General features: G+C 38.4%; 1 protein-coding gene. It reads right to left on the bottom strand.

Annotated elements, in window-relative coordinates; all coding sequences use genetic code 11:
- Window positions 1–860: IS110 family transposase (locus JEQ21_RS09815; RefSeq protein ID WP_199365318.1), on the bottom strand; the 860-nt coding region annotated here is incomplete at both ends.

Below are 860 nucleotides of genomic sequence, written 5' to 3'. Positions count from 1 at the left end.
ACAGGGTTTAGTACGACTAGCTGAAACAATATTGTGAATACACTTGAAGAGAATTTTACGGGCATAGGGGTTCCCACGTTTTGTAATGTGTTCTCTAGCTAGATAGTTCCCTGATTCATAATGTCTGAGATCAATGCCAATAAAGGCGTTAATCTGATTCGGTGTTTTAAAACGACGAATATCACCAAGTTCACCAATAATACTGGTTGCAGTTGTTTTAGCGATCCCAGGTATGGAGAGTAGGATTTCATATTCTGGTAATGGCTCAGCTAAGGTTACCATTTCATCTAGAATACTTTGTCTATGTTGTGTCAGACGAAGTAATTCTTTGGCATAGTAACGAACTTCTTCTATCATGCAAGAGTTTTTCTTGACTGCACAATAGGATTGATTGGCTAGTTCTTGTACTTTGACTCCGAGATTCGCAATCCTTTGTTCTGAGATCCGTTTTGAAGTGGAATTTTGGATTTTTTCAGCTATTTCTTCCGGTGATAAAGCTAGGACCTCGTGCTTGCTAGGGAACTCTACGATGAGATTCCAGTATTGCTCACCACTCGGTGTTGACAAGATCCCTTCAATTTCAGGAAACGTTAGTTGTAGTACTTTATGCAAGCGATTCTTAGTTCGAACAATGTCCTCAGTCACATTTTGATAGAAACGGCTCAGATTGCGAAGTTCATTGTAAACCTCTTCTTGAATATAGGTTGATTTACGATTAGAATTTACCTGAATAAGAGCCAATTTTTCTGCATCAATTTTATCTGTTTTTCGAACACGTAAACCGTCCATCTGTTTCTTTGATTCGAGTGGATTCAAACGAACGTAGGAATAATGATTCTCTTCAAGAAAAGCTTGAAGAC

Origin of the sequence: Streptococcus sp. 121 (genome assembly GCF_016458205.1) — a bacterium.
In the GTDB taxonomy this organism is placed as follows: Bacteria; Bacillota; Bacilli; order Lactobacillales; family Streptococcaceae; genus Streptococcus.
Note: the sequence above shows the minus strand (reverse complement) of the source record. Positions and strands in the feature narration are given on the sequence as shown.